Raw genomic sequence first — 15,805 nt, 5'->3', positions numbered from 1 at the left:
GCATGCGTAGTCCGACTCAGCCCTCCGTCGACTCCGACGACATCGCCGGGATCGTCAACGACGGTCTCGGACTCGGGGTGTCCTCGCCCGCCGTCGAGCTGAGCGGGGGCGGGTTCGCCGCCGTCTGGCGAGCCGCTCTCACCGACGGGCGCGAGGTGGTGGTCAAGGTGGGTCCGCCGCCGTCGGCTCGCTTGCTCTCGTACGAGGCGGGCATGCTCCCGGCCGAGGTCGCGTACTTCTCCATGGTTCGCGGCGTGGCCCCCGTGCCCGAAGTCCTCGCCTCATCGGACAGCTGGATCATTTCGACACTGCTGCCCGGGCGCCCACTGACCGAAGGCGACTCCGCTCCGGCGCGGCGTCAGCTCGGGGCGGCCATCGCCCGCGTGCACGAAATCACCGGCCCGCACTTCGGCTACACCGGCAACCGGCCGTCGGCCGCCGACTGGCCCACGGCGTACGCCGCGATCCTCGACTCCCTGCGGGCCGACGCCGCCGAGTGGGGTGTGCCCCTGCCGCCGCTGGACGGGCTGGTCGCGCGGCACCACCGCCTGCTGGCCACGGTCACCCGGCCCGCGCTGCTGCACTTCGACCTGTGGGACGGCAACGTGCTGGTCGCGCCGGACGGGTCGCTCAGCGGCCTGGTCGACGGCGAGCGTTACCTGTACGGCGATCCGCTGCTCGACTTCGTCTCCCCCGCCCTCTTCCAGCGGATCACCCCCGCGCACCCGTTCGCGGCGGGCTACGGCCGCGCGGCGTTCACGCCCGAGGAGCAGACCCGGATCGCGCTCTACCGCGTCCACCTCTACGTGCTGATGCTGACCGAGCAGCCGAGCCGCGGCATGGAACTCTCCGGCCGGCGGCACGACCACGTGACCCGGCTGCTCGAGGCCGAACTGGAGGAGCTGTGATCACCTGGGTCGGCCCGCCGGGCGACACCTTCGAGGCCGTGGCCGCGCTGTTCGACGAATATCGCGTGCACTACGGCTTTCCGTCCGCCCCGCACGAGACGCAGGCCTGGCTGGCCGAGCAGGTCACGTCGGGCCGCTTCGCGGTGGCGGCGGCGATCGAGTCCGGGACCGTACGGGGCTTCGTCACCACCGCCGTGCTGCCCGCCTCGCTGACCTTGGGCACGGCCTGGCTCGTCCGCGACCTCTTCGTGCCGCCCCGGGCCCGGCGCCGCGGTGTGGCCCGCGCGTTGCTGGCTCACGTGGTCACCGCGGCCCGCTCGGCCGGCGCCCGGCGGGTGTCGCTGCAGACCGAGGCCGACAACGAACCGGCGCTCACCCTCTACGCGGAGGCCGGCTTCCGCCCCGTCACGGGCCTCGACATGCTCAACCTGACGCTCACCTGAGCAACGCCTCCCGAGCCCCGACACGCTCACCCCGACACCCGCCTGAGCAACGCCTCCCAAGCCCCGACACGCTCACCCCGACACCCGCCTGAGCAACGCCTCCTCGGCCTCGGCCGGGAAGGGGTCGTCCACCGGGCCGCCCCGGGCGACATCCCACGCCAGCACATCCACCGCCGTCTCCCGCAGCGGTCGTGTCGTCAGGCCGTGCGCCCGTGCCCGCTGCCCGTCGACCAGATTGGCCGCGGCCGCCTCGGGGTCGCCGATCCACATCGGCACACCCATCCACGGGTCGACGCCCAGCTCCAGCAGCACCGCGCTCGGCACCCAGACCAGCTCGGCCGGGACGGTCACCGGGCACGCCTCGATCAGTTCCCGCATGGTGACGGGCTGCCCCACGACGTTGCAGAACCCGGCCGCGTCGGTCGAGACGAGCCAACTGCCCAGATCCCGTACGTCGATCAGCTGCATCGGATCCTCCGGCGCCCCCGGCACGAGCACCCGGCCGCCGCGCGCCAACCGCCGCGGCCAGTGCGAGAACCGCTCGGTCGGGTCGTGCGGCCCCACGATCAGGCCGGGCCGGGCGAGCAAGGCGCGCTCGCCGAACGCGTCGAGGACCACCCGCTCGCAGCGCGCCTTGCGCCCGCCGTACGACTCGTCGTCGAGCACGGCCGAACTCTCGTCGGCCGGGACGCTCTGATCGGCGTACACAGAAACTGACGACACGAAGACGTAGCGCGCCACACGGCCGTCGAGCGCGGCCACCGACTTGCCGACCACCTCCGGCTGATAACCCGCGCAGTCGACGACGGTGTCGAAGGCACGCCCGCTCAACGCGGACAGATCAGCCGTGCGATCACCGACGACCGTCTCCGCCTCGGGGAAGAGATGCGGGGCGGTGCGGCCGCGGTTGAAGAGGGTCACCTCGTGGCCGGCGGCGAGCGCGGCCTCGACCACGGCCCGGCCGACGAACCGGGTGCCGCCCAGCACGAGCAAACGCATGGTTGTGGAGCCTTCCGACGAGGACCGGGGAGCGAGCCGATAGTAGCGACGCCGCTGCTTGATCCATCGGTTGTCCACAATCCATGGTTGTCCACAGGCTTGAGCGCAAAGATCGCCGCGATCGACCAGAATGGTGTCCGTGGGTGGGGGTCCCCCTTGGTAGGGCGGGCACTGGGCAGGGGCCGTTGTGGCGATCTTGAGCGATCGGGTGGAGTCGGGCGGCGGCTCGTGCGTCAGGGACACGGTGAGTGCCGCGTTGTCGTCGGCTGCGGGCCGGGTCGTCGATGAGCGCACGACCCAGCGGTGCGTGGCACCTCCGGCGGCCGCTCGCGTCCCCCGGCGGGGGACACATGGGCGCCCCCCGCCGGATCGGTTTACGCGTACGCCTCCAGGGCGGCCAGTTGCGCGGCGGGCCAGCCGGTGTTGGCGGTGAAGGTCAACCGCAGTTGCCGTACGGACGTGCCCGGCAGTGTGATCGTCACGGTGTTGCCGGAGGCGGGGTCGAACACGTACGTCTCGGCGGCGCGGCCGGGCACCGTGATCGTCTGGGTGCGGCGCTCCCAGGTGCCGGGCAGGCGCAGCACCAGACGCTTCACCGCGTACGGGGTCCCGAGATCGACCTCGATCCACTGGGGAAAGACGTGGTTGGTGCTCTCCCAGTAGCTGCCCGCGTTGCCGTCGACCGCGTTGCCCGGCCCGTACGGGCCGTTCGCGCTGCCGGCGGTGACGGGCTTGCCGGCGGCGAGGTCACCGGTCGGAACCGGCGGGGTCCCGGTGGTGGGCGGCGTCGGCCGCGTCGCGGTCAGGGCTGTCTGCCCCTTCAACATGCGCCCGCCGTCGCCGGTGATCCGCAGGTAGTAGTCGGCTGAGCAGAACGTGCCGTCCTCGTCGAGCGCCCGGATGCCCGTGCCGGCCGGCACCGACGCGCCGGTCTCGGCCGTCTTGGCGATCTGGTTACCCTCGTTGAACTCGTCGAACATGGACACGTACAGGCCCTGGGCGCCCAGCCTGATCATGTTGTAGAGGCTGCGCCAGTAGAAGTCGCCGTGCCGCCGATGCCCGGAGGAGAGGTCGCCGGGCAGCACGCACGGCTGGTAGTCGATGCCGTGGGCGTTGCAGTCGGCCTGGTCGGCCGTGTTCACGTTGGCCAGGAACCAGTCGAGCCCGTCGAGCGTCCCGGTGCGGCCGACCATCCACGGCGAGAGCATGTGGAACGCGTGGTAGACGTCGGAGAACCCGGCCCGGCTGTCGTTCTTGCCTTCGCGCCAGTAGGTGGGGACGCCGCCGATCACGTAGCAGCCCTGTGCCTTGAACCAGTTCACGACGTCGAGGCACGCGGCCGGCGGGAACGGGCGGCCGTCGTCGTTGAAGCCGAAACCCCAGATGCAGACGACGGGCTTGCCGTTCTGCCGGGCGTAGGCGGGCGAGGAGGCGTACGGGGACATCTTCTGCGACCAGTCCGTCTTGATCTGGTTCTGCATCGACGTCCAGCCCGTGACGTCGTACATGATGTAGAACTTGCGTCCGGTGGCCTCGGCCGCGCCGCGCACCTTGGCCGCCATGGCGTCGCGGGTGGGACCCTCGTCGCCGGTCGGGTTGAACCGCTGCAGGGCGGCCGTGTCGATCCCGTACGTGCGCATCCACTGGAAATGCGTGTCCACGGTCTGCTGGTCGTACGAGGAGAAGAGAGTCGCGGGGCGCCCGTCGCCGAGGTTCGGGTACGCCGTGGGGTAGGCGTGCGTGAAGTCGCGCATGTCGGGCCAGGACACGATCGTGGTGTTGCTCGCCGACGGCGGCTGGAACCGGTCACGGCTCCAGTGCCACCAGCCACCGATCGGGGCGCCGTCGCCGGGGCACGAGAACCAGCCCTGATAGCCGACGCTGATTTTGCCGACGACGTCGCCGGGCGGGGAGGCGGCCGCGGCCGCGGTGGGTGACGGGAGCAGGGTTGCCGCGGGCGTGAGGGCGGCCGCGGACAACAGTGCTCGTCGGGTGACAGTCATGGGGACTCCTGTCGATCCGGTTGGGGATGGAACGGATCGACAGCCATCATCACAATGGACGTCACAGGATTGCAATAGTTGAACGAACTCTTGAAAATACTGAATGATCACTAGGTCGTACGATGTCCGGATGAGCGATGAGAACACTGCCGACCAGCTGCGTCAGGAACTGAAGGACGTCGAGGCCGAGCTGGCCGAGCTGCGCCGCGTCGGGGGCGATGCCCAGGCGCGACGCGGGCAGGACACCGACACCTCGGAGGGATACATCGAGCCGGAGGAGATCGCTACCGAGCTGACCGGTATCGCGGAGAACGAGGCGATCATCGACACGCTGGAGCAGCGGCGCGACCGCATCCAGGAGAAGCTCAACAGCCTCGGATGAAGTCGAGGACGGCGTGGGCCAGCCGCTCGGGAGCCTCGAGCGCCACGTAGTGACCCACGCCGTCCAGCTCCACCGCGGTCACCTGCTGGGCGACCTGCCGCATGGTGGCGACGGCGAACGGGCCGACCGCCAGCACCGGCATCGTGAGGGTGGGCAGCGCCCTCAGCTCGTCGCCCTCGCGCAGCATCGAGCGGTAGAGACCGGCGGCGCCGCGCCACCCGCCCGGCCGGGCGTAGGTGCGCGCGAACTCGCCGACGTCGCCCGCCGGCAGCAGATACTCCAGGAACTCGCGCTCGTGCCCGGCCAGCAGCATCTCGGGCACGCCTGGCGCAGCCAGCACGCCGATGTGCCAGGCGCCGCCGTGCGTGACGTCGGCCAGCGCCTCCAGCCCGTAGCCGGCCAGCCCCATCTCGACCGCGATCAGGGTGCGCACGTCCTCCGGATGCGTGGCGGCCAGCCGATAGACCGCACCGCCGGCGATGTCCTGGCCCACGAGGTGCACCGGGCCCACCCCGAAGTGCGCGATCAATTGGTGCAGATCCTCGGCAGCGGTCGCGCTGTCGTTGTCGCCCGCGGCCGAGTCGCCGAAGCCGCGCAGATCGACGGCGAAGACGCGGTGATTCCCGGCCAGCAGCGGCATCACCCGGTGAAAGGCGTACGAGGTCTCGGGGAAGCCGTGGACCAGCAGGATCGGCTCGCCGCGGGTACCCGCTTCGACGTAGTGCAGGGTAGTTCCGTTGATGTCGACCTTCATGACTTCTCCCTTTCGACAGCCTGACTGTCTTTCTCCAACCCCAAGATAGACACCCAGACTGTCGATCGTCCAGCGGTAGCCTCATCACATGTCCCGATCCGGCGCCGACCTGGCCCTGCTGCTCCTCGGCGGCTTCCGCACCCTCGTCGACTCCGCGATCACCGAACTGGCCGCCGCCGGCTTCGAGGACGCCCGCCCCGTCCACGACTTCGCCATGCGCGCCATCGCCGCCGGCGCCGACACGGCCTCGGAGCTGGGCCGCAGCCTCTCCATCACCAAGCAGTCGGCCGCCCGCACGATCGCCGTCCTGCAGGAACGCGGCTGGGTGACCACCGGCCCCGACCCCCGCGACGCCCGCCGCAAACGCCTGGAAGTCACCCCGCTCGGCTTCGAGGTCATGCGCACCGGAGAGGCCATCTTCGACCGCCTCCGCGAGGAGTGGGCCGCTCGCATCGGCCCCGCCGAGCTGGAAAAACTCGAACACCACCTGACCACGCTGGCCGGCCCGCAACCCGTACGCTTCGACTCGCCGGGCTGGCTGGCCCAGGACACCACAGGCTGACCGGCGACGGAGGTCCCGGGGTCGATGCGGCGATGCGGGCTCCTCGCGATGATGTCGGTGGGCGGCGTGGGTCCGGGCGATAATCGCCGGATGCGGATCGTCACGATGAATGTGCTGGGGCCGGCCAACCCGGGCTGGGACCGGCGCCGGCGGCTGATTGCGGAGACGCTGCAGGGGCTGCAGGCCGACATCGTCGCGCTGCAAGAGGTTCCCGTCGGCAGTGCGCCGGAAGTCGTGGACGAGCTGGTCGGCCCCGGCTATCAGGTGCAAGGCTTCTCCCGTACGGCCGCAGACGGGGTGGGCGGGGCTTTGGCCACTCGCGGGCAGCATCGCGTCGTCGGGGAGATCGATCAGCGGGACACCGTACGGGGGAAAGTCTGCCCTGGTGCGCGACGCTGATGGTCACAGTGGACACGCCGGCCGGCGAAGTCCTGGTTGCGCACCACAAACCGAGCTGGCCGTTCGGCCATGAACTGGAACGGCAGCGGCAAGCCGTTGCCGCCGCCCGGGTTCTGGAACAGCATGCGGCGCAGGTCGGCCATGTCATCGTGCTCGGTGACTTCGACGCGCGGCCGGACGCGGCGAGCATGCGGTTCTGGCGGGGGTTACAACCCGTCGACGGGCTCAGCGTGTGCTATCAGGACGCGTGGGAGACGGCGCACCCGGCCGATCCGGGCCACACGTTCAGCGCCGTCAACCCGCTCGTCCGGGCCGGTGAGGTCGCGACGGCGTTGTCCCGGCGCATCGACTACATCCTGGTCCGGTCCGGTGATCACGGCCCCACCCTCGACGTCCGATCCTGCGGTCTGGTCCTGGACCGGCCCGTCGGCGGCGTGTGGGCCAGCGATCACTTCGGGGTCGTGGCGGACCTGGAAGTGCCGGATCACCCGCCGGGGGCCTGGGGCACCGCTGGGGAGCGGACGGCTACTGCCAGGAAATGATTCTCGTCGTCCTCGTAGCGGCTCGGGGTCCAGCCGGTGGCCTCCAGGGCGCGTGTCAGGTTGTCCTCGTTCATGGGGTCGGCGGGGGTCAGTTTGCGGCCGTGGCGGGCCGCCAGCGCCACCCGGCCCGTGGGGTGGAAGAGGACCAGGCGGCCGCCCGGGCGGGTGACCCGGGCCAGCTCGGCCAGGCCGGCTTCGGGGTCGGGCAGGTGGTGCACGAGGCCGGCCGCGAACACCACGTCGGCCGCCGCGGTGGCCAGCGGGAGCAGGCGGGCGTCGGCCTGGAGCAGGGTGGCCGCCCGGTCGCGGCCCTTGGCGTGGGCCTCGGCCAGCATCGCGGGCGTGCAGTCGAGGCCGATCACCCGGCCGGTCGGGCCTACGGCGGTGGCCAGGGCGGGCAGGGCCCGGCCGGTGCCGCAGCCCAGGTCGAGGGCCACATCGCCGGGGGCGGGCCCGGCGGCTTCGACTGCTTTCCCGTACGCGGGCAGGTCGTCACCGAATTTGTCGTCCCAGCCGGCCGCCTTGGGGGCGAAGAAGGCCCGGCTCTCCGTCAGGTGCCAGCGGTCGGGGTCGGCCAGCCGGGGGTGGACGTGGCGGATGACCGGCCATTGGGGATCGTGGTGGTCGATCACCACCTGGGCCCGGCGTTCGCCTTCGCCGGCGGGGGCCCGGCGGCTCGCGCGCAGGTAGACGATGACGCGGTCGGCTGCCGGTTCGAGCACGTTGAGGGCCGAGTCCAGCACTCCCCCGGCGGGGCCGCTCAGACCCATGACGGCGTCGACGTTCCACGCCCGGGCCGAGGGCGGGAAGGCGGCGGCCAGCCGGGAGGCGAAGCGCGCGGCGGCACCGTGGTCACCACCGTCGATGATGACGGTGAGTGGCGCGCGGGGGGCGAGCACCTCGGCCAGGAAGGCGGTGACCTCGGCAATGCGTTCGGGCACGCTCCCAGCATGCCGTCGAGTGTGTGAGCTGTGCAACGGTTCCGCATCTGCAAGTCGTACGGGGTAGGTAGACTCGCAATTGCGGCCCTAGAGTGGCGGTTGTGACGACCTATCGCATCGGTGAGGCGGCCGACCTGCTCGGCGTCAGCGTGGACACGGTGCGGCGCTGGGTCGACGCGGGCCGGTTGACCGCCGGGCGCGACGACCACGGGCACCGGCATGTCGCGGGGGCCGACCTGGCCGCGTTCGCCCGGTCGCTGGCCGACGAGCCCGATCCGGGCACCAGCCGCTCCTCGGCGCGCAACCGGCTGCGGGGCATCGTCACCGCGGTCGTGCGCGACGAGGTGATGGCGCAGGTGGACATTCAGGCCGGCCCGTTCCGGGTGGTGTCGCTGATGAGCCGTGAGGCGGTTGATGACTTGGGCCTCGAGGTGGGTTCGACGGCGGTGGCCGTCATCAAGTCGACCACGGTGGTCGTGGAGCGAGGGGACGACAGATGAGGCGAATGCTCAGCGGCGTGGCGCTGCTGGCGGTGCTGGCGTCGGCGGCGTGCGGCGACTCCGGCGACAGCGCTCCCGCGGCCGGCCCCAGCGGCAGTGCGGCCGGCGGCGAACTGATCGTCATGGCGGCCGCGTCCCTCACCGAGTCCTTCGACAAGATCAAGACTGATTTCGAGGAGCAGAACCCCGGCCTCGAAGTCACGATCTCGTACGGGGGCAGCTCCGGCCTGGCCCAGCAGATCACCTCGGGCGCGCCCGCCGACGTCTTCGCGGCGGCCAGCCCGGCCACGATGAAGACTGTCGTCGACGCGGGCGACGCCCAGGGCGACCCGGTCGTCTTCGTGAAGAACCAGCTCGTCATCGCCACCGCCAAGGGCAACCCCGAGGGCGTCCGGACGCTGGCCGACCTGAAGAACCCGGAGCTCAAGGTCGCGCTCTGCGCCGAGCAGGTGCCGTGCGGCTCAGCGGCCCAGAAGGCGATCGAAGCGGCCGGCGTGGACGTCGAGCCGGTCACGCTGGAGCAGGACGTGAAGGCCGCCCTGTCCAAGGTGAAACTGGGCGAGGTCGACGCGGCCCTGGTCTACCGCACGGACGCCAAGGCGGCGAGCGCCGACGTGGACGGCGTCGAGTTCCCGGAGTCGGCCGGCGCGATCAACGACTACCCGATCGTCGCGCTCAAGAACGCGCCGAACCCGTCGGCCGCCGCGTCGTTCGTCGCGTTCGTCCGGTCGGAACCGGCGCTCAAGATCCTCACCGACGCAGGGTTCCAGCAGCCCTGAACCGTCGTCGAGCCCCGCTGGCGCTGCTGATCCCGGCCGCGCTCGGCCTCGCGTTCCTGATCCTGCCCCTGGCCGGGCTGCTGATCCGGGCGCCGTGGACGACGCTGCCGGAACGGCTGACCGAACCCGGCATCCTGGCCGCGCTGCGCCTGTCGCTGCTCACCGCGAGCCTGGCCACGCTGGTGTGCCTGGTCCTCGGCGTACCGCTGGCCTGGGTCCTGGCCCGGCTGGAGTTCCCGGGCCGGCGGCTGGTGCGTGCGCTGGTCACCGTGCCGCTGGTGCTGCCACCGGTGGTCGGCGGGGTGGCGCTGCTGCTGGTGTTCGGGCGGCGAGGGCTGGTCGGCGGATGGCTCGACCAGACGTTCGGGGTGAGCCTGCCGTTCACCACCACGGGCGTGGTCGTGGCCGAGGCCTTCGTGGCGATGCCGTTCCTGGTGATCGCCGTGGAGGGGGCGTTGCGCGGCGCCGACGTGCGGTTCGAGGAGGCCGCGGCCACGCTCGGCGCCTCCCGCTGGACGACGTTCCGCCGGGTCACGCTGCCGCTGATCGCGCCCGGAGTGGCCGCGGGCGCGGTGCTCTGCTGGGCCCGGGCGCTGGGCGAGTTCGGCGCGACCATCACCTTCGCCGGCAACTTCCCCGGCCGTACGCAGACCATGCCGCTCGCCGTCTATCTGGCGCTGGAGCAGGACGTGGACGCGGCGATCGTGCTGAGCCTGATCCTGCTCGTCGTCTCGGTCGGCATCCTGGCCGCGCTGCGGGACAAGTGGGTGGCCCCATGAGCCTCGACGCGCGACTGGTCGTCAAGCGGGACGGGTTCACGCTCGACGTCGACCTGACCGCCGAGCCCGGCGAAGTCGTCGCTTTGCTGGGCCCCAACGGCGCCGGCAAGACCACGACCCTGCGCGCGCTGGCCGGCCTGCTGCCGCTCGACCACGGCCGGATCACCCTCGACGGCGTACGGCTGGACGGGCTCGCCCCCGAGCAGCGGCGCATCGGCGTGGTGTTCCAGGACTACCTGCTCTTCCCGCACCTGAACGCGCTCGACAACGTCGCTTTCGGGCCCCGGTGCCGCCGGGTGCCGCGCGCCCAGGCACGGCAGCAGGCCCACGAGTGGCTGACCCGGGTGGGCCTGGCCGACCACGTACGGAAAAAGCCACGCCAGCTCTCCGGTGGTCAAGCCCAACGGGTGGCCCTGGCCCGGGCGCTGGCCTCCGAGCCGCGCATGCTGCTGCTCGACGAGCCCCTGGCCGCGCTGGACGCCCGTACGAGATTGGACACGCGGGCCCGGCTGCGCGGGCACCTGGCCGCCTTCCCCGGCGCGACTGTGCTGGTCACCCACGACCCGCTGGACGCGCTGATGCTGGCCGACCGGCTCGTCATCGTCGAGGACGGCCGGGTCGTGCAGACGGGCGACGCCGCCACGATCACCGCGCAGCCCCGCACCGACTACGTGGCCCGGCTGGTCGGCCTCAACCTCTACCGGGGCCGGGCCGACGGCGCCACCGTCGAGCTGCCCGACGGCTTCACGCTGACGACCGGGACCGACGAGCAGGGTGCGGTCTTCGTGGCGTTCCCGCCCTCAGCGGTCGCGCTCTACCCCAGCCGCCCCGACGGCAGCCCCCGCAACACCTGGCCCGCCACCGTGACAACCGTCTCGCGGCAGGGTGATTCTCTTCGCATCGAACTCGGCGGCCCCCTGCCCGCGGCGGCCGACGTCACTCCCGCCGCTGCCGTTCACCTGGGCCTCGAACCCGGACGTGAGGTCTGGGCCAGTGTCAAGGCGACCGAGATCCGCGCCTATAAAGCCTGATCGGCCGGGGCATAGTGGGGGGCATGGACGCTCTCGATCTGACCGACTTCCGCGCGGCCACAGCCCGGATGTATCTGGCCGGCACCGGTCTGGCCGAGTTCCGGGCCGAGCGCGACAAACTGTTCGCCACCCACCCGCAGTCGGCCATCGCCGAGCCGTCCTCGTTCACCGGCCTGCGCTACCACCCGGCCAACGAGAACGCCGTCATCGAGGCCGACGTGCGCCCGGCCGACGGCGAGATCGACATCGACACGGGCGGCCCCGACGGCGTCGTCCACTACAACCGCGTGGGCATCATCGAGACCCCGTACGGGGAACTCTCCCTCTGGTGGATCGAAGCCTACGGCGGCGGCCTGTTCCTCCCCGTACGCGACGCCACCAGCGGCAAAACCTCCTACGGCGGCGGCCGCTACCTGACCGACACGGTCAAGGGCACCCACGGCCGGGGTCTGCAGCCCCTGGGCGGCTCCCGGGTGCGGCTCGACTTCAACTACCTCTACAACCCGTCGTGCGCCTACAACGACGCCTACCTGTGCCCGCTGGCCCCGCCGGAGAATACCGTGGCCGGCGCGATCGAGGCCGGCGAACTCACCTACCACTGACCCGGTCGGACCACGCCTGGGTGCCCGCTCCCCCCGCGAACACCGCCGCATAGGCGGCCCGGGCCAGCCGCGCACCCCAGGTCGACCGCGGCCCGCCGTAGTCGGCCACCGGCCCGTCCAGCGGGCAAAGCACGCAGACAGCGTCGGTGGCCGTCCCGGTCGCCTCCAGCCCAAGCGCCCGAATCGCCTGCGTCTTGGCCTCGGTCACGGTGGCCACAGCATTGACCAGAGCACCATCACTGAGCCGCACGGGCACCCAGGCCACGATGTTGACGGTCCCCACCTCTGGGCTCCGCTCACCCTCGCCCTCGCCCTCGCTTTGCGGCTGCTCACCGCCTCGCCGCCGCTCATCCATGGCACCGCCGCGCGGCCGCTCGCCTGAACGCCGGTGCTCATCTTCGCCGCCGCCCCGATACTGCTCCCCCTCGCCACCGCCACGCCGCCGCTCACCCTCGACCCGCCACGGCTCCCCCTCGCCACCGCCACGCCGCCGCTCACCCTCGGCCTGCCGCGGCTCACCCTCGCCACCGCCACGCCGCCGCGTGCCCTCGACCTGCCACGCCTCCCCCTCGCCACCGCCACGCCGCCGCGTGCCCTCTCCACCGCCCTGCTTACCGGACGAATGCGAAATGCCGGAAAGGTGAGCAGGGGAAGACCCAGCTGATGAGGCACGGGCAACTGGCGCAGAAGCAAGCCCGGCGGAAAAGGGCGGCGCAGAGACGGGCGGGGAAAGGCCCGGCGGGGGAAGGCCAGGCACGGAAGAGCCAGGCACGGAAGAGCCAGGCACGGAAGAGCCAGGCACGGAAGAGCCAGGCACGGAAGAGCCAGGCACGGAAGAGCCAGGCACGGAAAAGGTGGGCCCAGCGACGGGCGCGTCGGGACCAGGCGCGGCCGGGGCGAGCGCCAAAGGGGGTGGCGCAAGGGCAGGCGCCTCAGAAGCAGACGCGACCGGGGACGGCAGGGATCGGGGTAGCGCAGAGGAAGGCGCTTCAGAAGCAGGCACGACCGGGGCGGGTCCGGAACGGGGTGGCACAGAGGCAGACGCCGCGGGGGCAGGCGCAGAAGAAGGCGGGGCAGCCGGCGCGACTAGGGCCGGCCCGGAACGAGGTGGCGCAGAGGCAGACGGGTCTGCAGCAGACGCCGCGATAACGGCAGCAGAAGAAGGCGGCGCAAAGGCCGGCGCGTCAGAAGCAGAGGGCCCGGAACTAGCTGGCGCAGGGCCAGGGGCGGCGGCGGCGAAGGTAGGCGACGCAGGTGTGGGCGTGGAGACCGGGGCCGGAAAGGCGGCCTGGATGGGGGTGCCCAAGCCGACCGTGGCCCACAGTTGCACTCCCCCGTCCGAGGTCTTGACCACGTCGGCCACGTCGACGCCGGTCAGCAGGCCCACGCCGGGGCCCTGCAGATTGAGGGCGGCGGCCATGGCGGTCAGGTGGTCGGCCGGGTCGTCGCGGTCGTAGGACATGGGGACTGTGGCGTTGATCAGCCACTGGCACCGGCCGAGGCCGCCGCCCAGGACTGCGGACGAGATTGCCCGTACGGGGGAAGACAGCCGCCACACCAGGAGCGGGGTGTCGTGGCCGTTTTCGTGGCGGGTGGTCAGTAAGGGGTCAGGGAGCACTTTCGGGCCATTCGGGGGCTAGGACGGCCCAGATCTCCGTGTCGTAGCGGACGCCCTTCCAGACGAAGTTGCCGCGCAGGGTGGCCTCGTGTTTGAGGCCCAGGCGGCGGGCCACGTTGGAGCTGGCCACGTTGTCGGGGCGGCAGTGCCACTCGACTCGGTAGATGCCGCGGTCGCGGATCAGCCATTCGATCAGCAGGGCGGCCGACTGGGTGATCAGGCCGCGGCCGGTGCCTGCGGGTTCGAGCCAGCAGCCGATCTCGCAGACCCCGGAGGCGTCGTCGTAGTCGAACATCATGACGCCGCCGACGAGCACGCCGTCGAGCCAGATGCCGAGGATCCGGCCTTCGCCGCGCGATTCCAGGTCGGCGTAGCGCTGCAGGGTCTGCCGGGCCGAGGCCAGGTCGGTGCTGCGGCTGGCCCACGGGATCCACGGGTCGACGGTGGCCCGCGCCCGCTCGATGTGGGCCAGGAATTCCTCGGCCTGCCACGGAACCAACTGCCGGAGCTCGGCGCCCTTACCCAGATCGACCTTGAACACGGCCACAGCGTAGCCGTAGCCGGCCCGCCATTTTCTGGTCTCCCCATGTCCACCGGGCCCGCTTAGATTTACGATCATCAATGCTTGACGAGGAGGGCACATGGTGATGGTTCGCAGGATCGCGCTCGGCCTGGCCGGCGCGCTCGTGGCGGCGGGCTCCACGGCGGTCGTCGCCACGACGCCCGCGCAGGCCGCGCCCAGCCGGGCCGAGCTCGCGCTGCGCTGGGCGCCGATCCACTACCAGGACGTGGACTCGACCGGCACCCACGCGCTGGGCGGAAAAAGCGACTTCATTACCCGGTACGACTTCGACGGCAACCTGAACGGACGGGACGACTGGGACAACGCGGGGTCGAACACTTCGGCCGCGGTCTATTACTCAGTGCTCGAGACCGGCACCCACTACTACCTCACATACTTCTTCTTCCACCCGCGCGACTGGATCGACCACCCGTTCTTCGAGACCGAGCACGAGAACGACGGCGAGGGCGTGCTCGAGGTCGTGCAGAAGGACGGCTCCACGTACGGCACCCTCAAGGCCGCCGTCACGGTGGCCCACAGCGACTTCTACTCCTACATCCCGGCCGGCAGCGACTGGACCAACGGCAGCGAGACGATCGACGGCACGCTGCAGTTCAAGGCGTCGCCGCACGACTCGTTCCAGCACCCGGTGACGGCCCAGGAGCGGGGCGGGCACGGGCTCAAGGCGTGGCCGCAGTACGACATCGACGGCGACGGGGTCGTCTACTACCCGACGGCGAGCACGTCGGAGGCGCCGGGCAGCTCGAACGACCGCGACGTGAGGTACGAGCTGATCGACGTCTTCGCGAGCGGCGGCTTGTGGGCGCAACGCAACAACACGAACCTGTTCGCCAACCTGGGCACCTTCGCCGGTGACACGTCGGGCGGGTGCGGGCAGGGCACGTGGAGTTGCGGTACGAACTCGGCCAACGCGCCGTGGGGCTGGGACGACGGGAACGACGTTCCGGCACGAGGAGAGATCGCAACTGATCCGGCGAAGCTGGTTGCCTCGTACTACAAGGTGCCCGGTTCACTCGATCGTGCGTACAGCTACAACCCGTACTCCAGCGCCGCCGCCGCGCTGAAGGCGGCCCGGAACCTTCCTCCGACGGTCGACTAGGTCCCAGTCGTCCGTCAAGGTGCTCCCCGCAGGCTCCCTGCGGGGAGCACCTCATTTCACCGTATTTCCAGCTCCCACAGCGAGAAGCCGTACTGGTTGGACCGCTTGGTGCCGTACATCCGCACGAACCGCGCCACCGTCCCGCCCGCGTCGACGGTGACCGTGCCGCCCGCGCCGGCGGTCGTCGCGAAGATCCGCTTCCAGGTCTTGCCGTCGAGCGAGACCTCGACCCGGTAGGCGGTCGCGTGCGCGTGCTCCCAGACCAGCGTGACCTCGGTCAGCCTGCGGCGCTCGCGCAGGTCGACCCGTAGCCACTGCGGTTGGGCGAAGCCGCTCGACCAGCGCGACGCCGGGTCACCGTCGGCGGCCTCGGCCGCCGCGAAGTGCGGGGCCTCGATGCTGCTGGCGGACACGAGACCGGTCAGCGCAAGGTTGGCACCGGACGGGTTCGGCTCAGCCGCCGTTGTCACTTTGGGTGACACCCTGGGCACGCTCGTGACGGGCGCCGCCACGGCTCGGCTCGGTGGCTCCGACGGCGGCAGCACCGCCTCGGACGCGACGACCGTGGCGGCCGGCACGGCCAGCGACGGCACGCTGGGTGCGGGCACGGCCTTCTCGGTCGTCGCGCGATAGGCCACGTGCAGACCACCCGCCAGCAGCACCGCGGTGATCAGCCCGATCACGGTCCACCAGGCCTTACGCGACCGGCGCCGGGCCGGCGGCGGCTCCGGCGGCGCGGTCGCGGACGGCGGCGCCGCGCCCCCACGCGGCCGCACGTCAGGCATCCTGGTCAGCCTCAGACTGTCCGCACGGGACTGTCGCCTCGGCTCTTCCACTTCAGTTCCCCGCTTACCCTCGAGGGCCGCCCCCTCGCGGCCTCC

18 protein-coding genes and 2 pseudogenes are annotated in these 15,805 nt (G+C 71.5%); 12 read left to right on the top strand and 8 right to left on the bottom strand.

Annotated elements, in window-relative coordinates:
* Nucleotides 1-2 precede the first annotated feature (2 nt).
* Both BKA14_RS39785 and BKA14_RS39780 read left to right on the top strand, forming a co-directional pair.
* Nucleotides 3-908 carry an aminoglycoside phosphotransferase family protein gene (locus BKA14_RS39785; protein ID WP_184955867.1) on the top strand — a complete coding sequence of 302 codons (906 nt, stop codon included), beginning with the start codon at nt 3-5 and terminating at the stop codon, nt 906-908.
* Nucleotides 905-1,351: a GNAT family N-acetyltransferase gene (locus BKA14_RS39780; RefSeq protein WP_184955866.1), complete on the top strand. Its 447-nt coding sequence runs from the start codon at nt 905-907 to the stop codon at nt 1,349-1,351. The genes BKA14_RS39785 and BKA14_RS39780 overlap by 4 nt, the downstream gene beginning before the upstream one ends.
* A gap of 72 nt (nt 1,352-1,423) precedes the next feature.
* Here BKA14_RS39780 and BKA14_RS39775 read toward each other — a convergent pair whose 3' ends face one another.
* Complete coding sequence (locus tag BKA14_RS39775) at nt 1,424-2,350, bottom strand: NAD-dependent epimerase/dehydratase family protein (protein ID WP_184955865.1); 927 nt, start codon at nt 2,348-2,350, stop codon at nt 1,424-1,426.
* Between the two features lie 374 nt (nt 2,351-2,724).
* Nucleotides 2,725-4,353 carry a glycoside hydrolase family 99 protein gene (locus BKA14_RS39770; RefSeq protein WP_184955864.1) on the bottom strand — a complete coding sequence of 543 codons (1,629 nt, stop codon included), beginning with the start codon at nt 4,351-4,353 and terminating at the stop codon, nt 2,725-2,727.
* 130 nt (nt 4,354-4,483) lie between these two features.
* On the opposite strand from BKA14_RS39770, the gene BKA14_RS39765 reads away from it, so the two are divergent.
* A complete protein-coding gene (locus BKA14_RS39765) occupies nt 4,484-4,735 on the top strand; it encodes a hypothetical protein (RefSeq protein WP_184955863.1) in 252 nt (83 codons plus the stop codon).
* Here BKA14_RS39765 and BKA14_RS39760 read toward each other — a convergent pair.
* Entirely contained in the window at nt 4,719-5,489 is a 771-nt protein-coding gene (locus BKA14_RS39760; RefSeq protein ID WP_184955862.1) for an alpha/beta fold hydrolase, read from the bottom strand. The two genes, BKA14_RS39765 and BKA14_RS39760, sit on opposite strands and share 17 nt — an antisense overlap.
* A gap of 88 nt (nt 5,490-5,577) precedes the next feature.
* On the opposite strand from BKA14_RS39760, the gene BKA14_RS39755 reads away from it, so the two are divergent.
* From BKA14_RS39755 to BKA14_RS39745, 3 genes are all read left to right on the top strand, one after another.
* Nucleotides 5,578-6,051 (top strand): MarR family winged helix-turn-helix transcriptional regulator, encoded by a 474-nt coding sequence (locus BKA14_RS39755; RefSeq protein ID WP_184955861.1) that lies wholly within the window; start codon nt 5,578-5,580, stop codon nt 6,049-6,051.
* 90 nt (nt 6,052-6,141) lie between these two features.
* Complete coding sequence (locus tag BKA14_RS39750) at nt 6,142-6,450, top strand: endonuclease/exonuclease/phosphatase family protein (RefSeq protein ID WP_184955860.1); 309 nt, start codon at nt 6,142-6,144, stop codon at nt 6,448-6,450.
* Nucleotides 6,450-6,992: an endonuclease/exonuclease/phosphatase family protein gene (locus tag BKA14_RS39745; RefSeq protein WP_184955859.1), complete on the top strand. Its 543-nt coding sequence runs from the start codon at nt 6,450-6,452 to the stop codon at nt 6,990-6,992. The genes BKA14_RS39750 and BKA14_RS39745 overlap by 1 nt, the downstream gene beginning before the upstream one ends.
* Here the strand turns inward: BKA14_RS39745 and BKA14_RS39740 are convergent.
* Complete coding sequence (locus BKA14_RS39740) at nt 6,935-7,933, bottom strand: class I SAM-dependent methyltransferase (protein WP_184955858.1); 999 nt, start codon at nt 7,931-7,933, stop codon at nt 6,935-6,937. The genes BKA14_RS39745 and BKA14_RS39740 overlap by 58 nt on opposite strands.
* A gap of 101 nt (nt 7,934-8,034) precedes the next feature.
* On the opposite strand from BKA14_RS39740, the gene BKA14_RS39735 reads away from it, so the two are divergent.
* Genes BKA14_RS39735 through BKA14_RS39715 form a run of 5 tightly spaced genes read left to right on the top strand, consistent with a single transcriptional unit; the run spans nt 8,035 to nt 11,624 of the window.
* Nucleotides 8,035-8,433, top strand: coding sequence for a TOBE domain-containing protein (locus BKA14_RS39735; RefSeq protein WP_184955857.1), 399 nt, complete (start codon nt 8,035-8,037; stop codon nt 8,431-8,433).
* Nucleotides 8,430-9,212 carry a molybdate ABC transporter substrate-binding protein gene (gene modA, locus BKA14_RS39730; protein ID WP_184955856.1) on the top strand — a complete coding sequence of 261 codons (783 nt, stop codon included), beginning with the start codon at nt 8,430-8,432 and terminating at the stop codon, nt 9,210-9,212. The genes BKA14_RS39735 and modA overlap by 4 nt, the downstream gene beginning before the upstream one ends.
* Nucleotides 9,209-9,991, top strand: a complete 783-nt coding sequence (locus tag BKA14_RS39725) for an ABC transporter permease (RefSeq protein ID WP_184957232.1) — start codon at nt 9,209-9,211, stop codon at nt 9,989-9,991. Before modA ends, BKA14_RS39725 begins: the two co-directional genes overlap by 4 nt.
* Nucleotides 9,988-11,022 carry an ABC transporter ATP-binding protein gene (locus BKA14_RS39720; RefSeq protein ID WP_184955855.1) on the top strand — a complete coding sequence of 345 codons (1,035 nt, stop codon included), beginning with the start codon at nt 9,988-9,990 and terminating at the stop codon, nt 11,020-11,022. The genes BKA14_RS39725 and BKA14_RS39720 overlap by 4 nt, the downstream gene beginning before the upstream one ends.
* A gap of 23 nt (nt 11,023-11,045) precedes the next feature.
* Nucleotides 11,046-11,624, top strand: coding sequence for a DUF1684 domain-containing protein (locus BKA14_RS39715; RefSeq protein WP_184955854.1), 579 nt, complete (start codon nt 11,046-11,048; stop codon nt 11,622-11,624).
* Here BKA14_RS39715 and BKA14_RS39710 read toward each other — a convergent pair.
* The 3 genes and pseudogenes from BKA14_RS39710 to BKA14_RS39700 all read right to left on the bottom strand — a co-directional run.
* A pseudogene (locus tag BKA14_RS39710) lies at nt 11,611-11,994 on the bottom strand (adenosylcobinamide amidohydrolase); the annotation flags it as partial. The gene BKA14_RS39715 and the pseudogene BKA14_RS39710 sit on opposite strands and share 14 nt — an antisense overlap.
* Nucleotides 11,995-12,900: 906 nt before the next feature.
* Nucleotides 12,901-13,242, bottom strand: a pseudogene (locus BKA14_RS39705) (adenosylcobinamide amidohydrolase); the annotation flags it as partial.
* Nucleotides 13,232-13,783 (bottom strand): GNAT family N-acetyltransferase, encoded by a 552-nt coding sequence (locus BKA14_RS39700; protein WP_184955853.1) that lies wholly within the window; start codon nt 13,781-13,783, stop codon nt 13,232-13,234. The gene BKA14_RS39700 and the pseudogene BKA14_RS39705, both read right to left, overlap by 11 nt.
* A 100-nt stretch (nt 13,784-13,883) precedes the next feature.
* On the opposite strand from BKA14_RS39700, the gene BKA14_RS39695 reads away from it, so the two are divergent.
* Nucleotides 13,884-14,924, top strand: a complete 1,041-nt coding sequence (locus tag BKA14_RS39695; RefSeq protein WP_184955852.1) for a hypothetical protein — start codon at nt 13,884-13,886, stop codon at nt 14,922-14,924.
* Between the two features lie 56 nt (nt 14,925-14,980).
* On the opposite strand, the gene BKA14_RS39690 is transcribed toward BKA14_RS39695, so the two are convergent.
* Nucleotides 14,981-15,709 (bottom strand): discoidin domain-containing protein, encoded by a 729-nt coding sequence (locus BKA14_RS39690; RefSeq protein ID WP_184955851.1) that lies wholly within the window; start codon nt 15,707-15,709, stop codon nt 14,981-14,983.
* Nucleotides 15,710-15,805 lie beyond the last annotated feature (96 nt).

The organism is Paractinoplanes abujensis (genome assembly GCF_014204895.1).
Classification (GTDB): domain Bacteria; phylum Actinomycetota; class Actinomycetes; order Mycobacteriales; family Micromonosporaceae; genus Actinoplanes; species Actinoplanes abujensis.
This window is presented reverse-complemented; position numbering and strand designations above follow the sequence as displayed.